This window comes from Sulfitobacter sp. HI0129 (assembly GCF_001635395.1).
GTDB lineage: Bacteria > Pseudomonadota > Alphaproteobacteria > Rhodobacterales > Rhodobacteraceae > Sulfitobacter.
The window spans coordinates 1-4,446 of record NZ_LWGH01000848.1; the positions used below are offsets into that span (position 1 = coordinate 1).

Genomic DNA, 4,446 nt, shown 5'->3' on the forward strand with positions numbered 1-4,446 from the left:
AAGAGACACAAAGTAAGCACGCTGAGCAGAATTTGCTGACGTTTGGACTGTTCCCAGATGAAGGAGAAAAGAGAGGCGTTCACAATCACTCGCGGACAAAGGATAGCGGTTCGGTGCCCCGGCCGGTAACGCGGGGAATGAAGGGGCGGGCCTTACGGGCCGAACGGGTCAACAAACGGTGCGAAATAGCACCCTACCCGGCGACATTAGGCAAGTTTTTCAAAACGATCCACAGTTTTGCGCTGTTGTCTTCACTGCCCGGCCCAGACGGTTGGACAAGTGTCGCACCCGCGCTAGGCTGGAACTGGTCGGGCCGCCTCGGTCCGTCCCGTGAATGATTGGACCTCGTTATGCCCTGCGCGCGCAGACCTGTTCATCTCGCTTCCGTTCTCGCTTTCTGCCTACTGCCCCTCGGGGTCTCTGCGCAGGAGCGGCTGGCGCTTCTGTGGGATGCGGGTCCGGATGCCGAGCGGCTGGAAAGCGCACTCGGGCAGGCGGGCTATAGGGTCGAAGTCTTCACGCCGCCGTCCGCTTCCGGCCCCGATCCGGAGAAGCCGGCGGAGGCGGTGATCACCCTTGCGCCCGCTGACGAGGCTGACGACAACGTCATTGCGCTGTTGACCATAGAGCCGGCTGAGAAGGATGAGACGGAGTCGGGGGATGGCTTCGAGGCGGATGCATCACCCGAGGAAGACATTGAAGTGGCGAAAGACAGCGCCGCCCCGGCTGAGGTTCTGCGCCCGCCCGGCAAGGGTCAGACAGATAGCGATCAAGCGGCTGATGCGAAAGGCGATGAAACCGTCGCACTGGAAAAGGTGCCGTCCCCGCCTGTGCGTACACCGCTCGAAAGGTTCACCTTCGATGCCGGGGCGGCGGATATCGTCCTGATCTACGCGCGGCTCGATGAGGGGGCGGAGCCGGGGCTGGAGCAACTTGTACATGCAGCGGAGCCTGCGCGGCAGGCGGGGGTCGTTCTGGCGCGGATCTGCGGCGATGAGCCGGTGTCGCTCGACCGGGATGTTTCTAGTGAGGGGCCGGGCCCGGTGGTGATGCAGGCAACGGGATGTGGCGCGGAAGATCCGGCGCAGGAAGAAGGCGGGGCAGCGGATGATCCGCTCGCCACGGCGCTGATTGCCGCGCTCGAAGAGAGTGGTCAGGAAGCGGGCATGGCCCTGCGGCAGCTTAGGGCCGCTCTGCCGGAAACACCCGGGCTGACGGGGGCGCTGCCGGATCTGCCGGTGTTTCTGGCGGCGCGCGACGGCAACAAACTGATCCGCCCGCGGGACCCCCGTGCCGCGTGGGCCGCACTGGATGCGGACACTTTCGCCCCCATCGCCGCGCTGGCAGAAGAAGAGGAGGACCCCCGCGCCTTGCTCGCCCGCGCGTACACCCGGCTGAACACCACCGATCCCCGCTATGATCCTGCCGCAGCCGCCGGGGATCTGCGCGCAGCCTCCGCCGGCGGATCGGCAACGGCGGCCTATGAACTGGGCCGGCTCTTTGAAACCGGTGTCGGGGTGCCGCGTCACATTCCCCGGGCCGTTGCGCTCTATGAACAGGCGGCAAGCCGGGGCCACGGGGCCGCAGCCAGCGATCTGGGTTTTCTGCACATGGAGGGGGAGCTTGGGCTGACGGCGGATACCGAGACGGCGCAGCGGTTTTTCCGGCAGGCGGCAGACCTGGGGCATCCGCAGGCCATGTTCAGCGTCGCCACGATGATCGGCGAAGACGCCGCGACAGAAACGGACCCCGAGGAGGCGGCCGCCTATGTCTACCGGGGGTTGCGCCAAGGAACGGGCAGCATCTTCGACCTCGTGCGCGAGGATCCGCGTATTCTCAGGCGCACCGTGCGCTTGGCCCTGCAACGTCTTCTGGCGGCTGACGGGCTCTATGACGGGGCGATCGACGGGGCCGTGGGACCGCAGACGAAACAGGCGATTCGGCTGGCGCAGGGGCTCGAAGAATGACAGGCTGAGGCCGCCCTTCGGCCAATGCCGCAAGGGGTTGCACGGCCTGACCAAGAAGTTTGTTGCATTTATTTGCAATTTGTCGCTTTGTTGTCTCGCCAGTCAATAAAAACCACAACCGGGAGTTTATCACTTATGAACCGTTTGCTCGCAACTACCGCAATCGCGCTTTCCGTCGCCACCGGCGCCTGGGCCGCCGAATGCGAAGAAGTCACCTTCTCCGACGTCGGCTGGACGGACATCACCGCCACCACCGCCGCCGCCTCCGTCGTGCTGGACGCGCTGGGCTATGACACCGAAACCAAGATCCTGTCTGTGCCCGTCACCTATACCTCCATGGCTGCGGGCGACATCGATGTCTTCCTCGGCAACTGGATGCCGACCATGGAAGCCGACATCGCCCCCTACCGCGAGGACGGCACCGTCGACACCGTGCGCGCCAACCTTGAGGGCGCGAAGTACACGCTGGCCGTCAACAAGGCCGCAGCCGATTTGGGCATCACCAGCTTTGACGCCATCGCCGCCAATGCCGACGCACTCGACGGCAAGATCTATGGCATCGAGCCGGGCAACGACGGCAACCGCCTGATTCAGTCCATGATCGACGACGATGCCTTTGGCCTGAAGGAATTCGAAGTGGTCGAATCCTCCGAGCAGGGGATGCTGGCGCAGGTCGCCCGTGCCAGCCGCAAGGACGAGCCGATTGTCTTCCTCGGCTGGGAGCCGCACCCGATGAACGCCAACTTCGACCTGACCTACCTTGAGGGCGGCGACGACTTCTTCGGCCCCAACCTCGGCGGTGCGACGGTCTATACCAACACCCGCGCAGGCTTTGCCGAAGAATGCCCGAACCTCGGCAAGCTGCTGAACAACATGGAGTTCACGCTGGCCATGGAAAACGAGATCATGGGCAAGATCCTCGATGGCGGCATGGACCCCGAGGAAGCCGCGAAGGGCTGGATCAAGGCCAACCCCGAGGTGCTGGATACCTGGCTCGCCGGCGTCACCACCAAGGATGGCGATGACGCGGCCGAAGCCGCCAAGATGGCGCTGAAGTAAGAACGGCCCATAACGACGACCAAACGCGCCTGTCTCATCCGACACGGGCGCGTTTTCATATCGGGCAACGATAGATCAAGATACCAACAAGGTGCTGCGCAAGCAGGGGGACTAAGACAGATGGACTGGCTGACGGAAAACAAGATACCCATCGACGACATGGCGGAAAACGCCTTCAACTGGCTGCAGATACAGGGGGAGTGGTTCTTCGACGGGCTGTCGCTGGTGATGGAATACCTGATCGAGGCGATCCTCTGGGTTCTGCAGACCCCGCATCCGCTGATCATCATCGCCGCTTTCGCCGTGCTGACATGGGTGATCCAGCGGAACTGGAAAATCGTCGCCTTCGTGGTGCTGGGGTTCCTGTTCATCCTCAATCAGGATTACTGGGAGGAAACGACCGAAAGCCTGACGCTCGTGCTGTCGGCCTGCGTCGTCTGCATGGGCGTGGGCGTGCCCATCGGTATCGCCGCGGCGCATCGTCCCGGGCTCTATCGCTGGATGGCGCCCGTGCTCGACCTGATGCAGACGTTGCCTACCTTCGTCTACCTGATCCCGGCGATCGTCTTTTTCGGCATCGGCATGGTGCCGGGCCTTATCGCTACGGTGATTTTCGTGCTGCCCGCGCCGATCCGGCTGACGCAGCTTGGCATATCCTCGACGCCCAAGGCGCTGCTCGAAGCGGCGCAGGCCTTTGGCGCGCGGCCCCGGCAAACGCTGTGGAAGATCGAACTGCCCTATGCGTTGCCGCAGATCATGACCGGTCTCAACCAGACGATCATGCTGTCACTGTCCATGGTGGTGATCGCGGCGCTCGTGGGGGCCGACGGGCTTGGCGTGCCGGTGGTGCGCGCGCTCAACCAGGTCAACACAGGGCTGGGCTTTGAATCGGGCCTGATCATCGTGGTCGTGGCCATCATGCTGGACCGTATGCTGAGGGTGACGGGCAAATGAACAACGCAGTTGAATTCGACAATGTGAGCATCGTCTTCGGCGACAAACCCGCCAAGGCGCTGCCACTGATGGACGCGGGCGAAGACCGCCCGGAGATTCAGGAAAAGACGGGGCAGGTGCTGGGCGTGCACAATTGCTCGGTCAACGTGGCCGAGGGCGAAATCCTCGTGCTCATGGGGCTTTCGGGGTCGGGCAAGTCCACCCTGCTGCGCGCGGTCAATGCGCTCAACCCCGTGGAGCGGGGCGAGGTGCGGGTAAACGACGGCGGCCGGATGGTCGATGTCACCCATGCCGACCCGAAGACCCTGCGCCATATCCGGCAGGAGCGGGTTTCGATGGTCTTCCAGCAGTTCGGCCTGCTTCCCTGGCGGACGGTGAGGGAGAATGTCGGCCTCGGGCTGGAGCTGATGGGCGTATCCGCCAAGGAGCGCGCCGAACGGGCCGACCGTCAGCTTGAGCTTGTGGG

The 4,446-nt window shown here is 63.7% G+C and carries 4 protein-coding genes; all 4 read left to right on the top strand.

The features are described 5' to 3' along the window. Positions 1 to 350 precede the first annotated feature (350 nt). On the top strand, positions 351 to 1,967 hold the full coding sequence (locus tag A3764_RS19955) for an SEL1-like repeat protein (protein ID WP_067921563.1): 1,617 nt from the start codon (positions 351 to 353) through the stop codon (positions 1,965 to 1,967). 135 nt (positions 1,968 to 2,102) lie between these two features. Beyond that, positions 2,103 to 3,026, top strand: a complete 924-nt coding sequence (locus A3764_RS19960; protein WP_067921568.1) for a choline ABC transporter substrate-binding protein — start codon at positions 2,103 to 2,105, stop codon at positions 3,024 to 3,026. Positions 3,027 to 3,146: 120 nt separating this feature from the next. Continuing rightward, entirely contained in the window at positions 3,147 to 3,980 is an 834-nt protein-coding gene (gene choW, locus A3764_RS19965) for a choline ABC transporter permease subunit (protein ID WP_067921569.1), read from the top strand. After that, the coding region (locus A3764_RS19970) for an ATP-binding cassette domain-containing protein (RefSeq protein ID WP_150122325.1) at positions 3,977 to 4,446 on the top strand (470 nt) is incomplete at its 3' end. The genes choW and A3764_RS19970, both read left to right, overlap by 4 nt.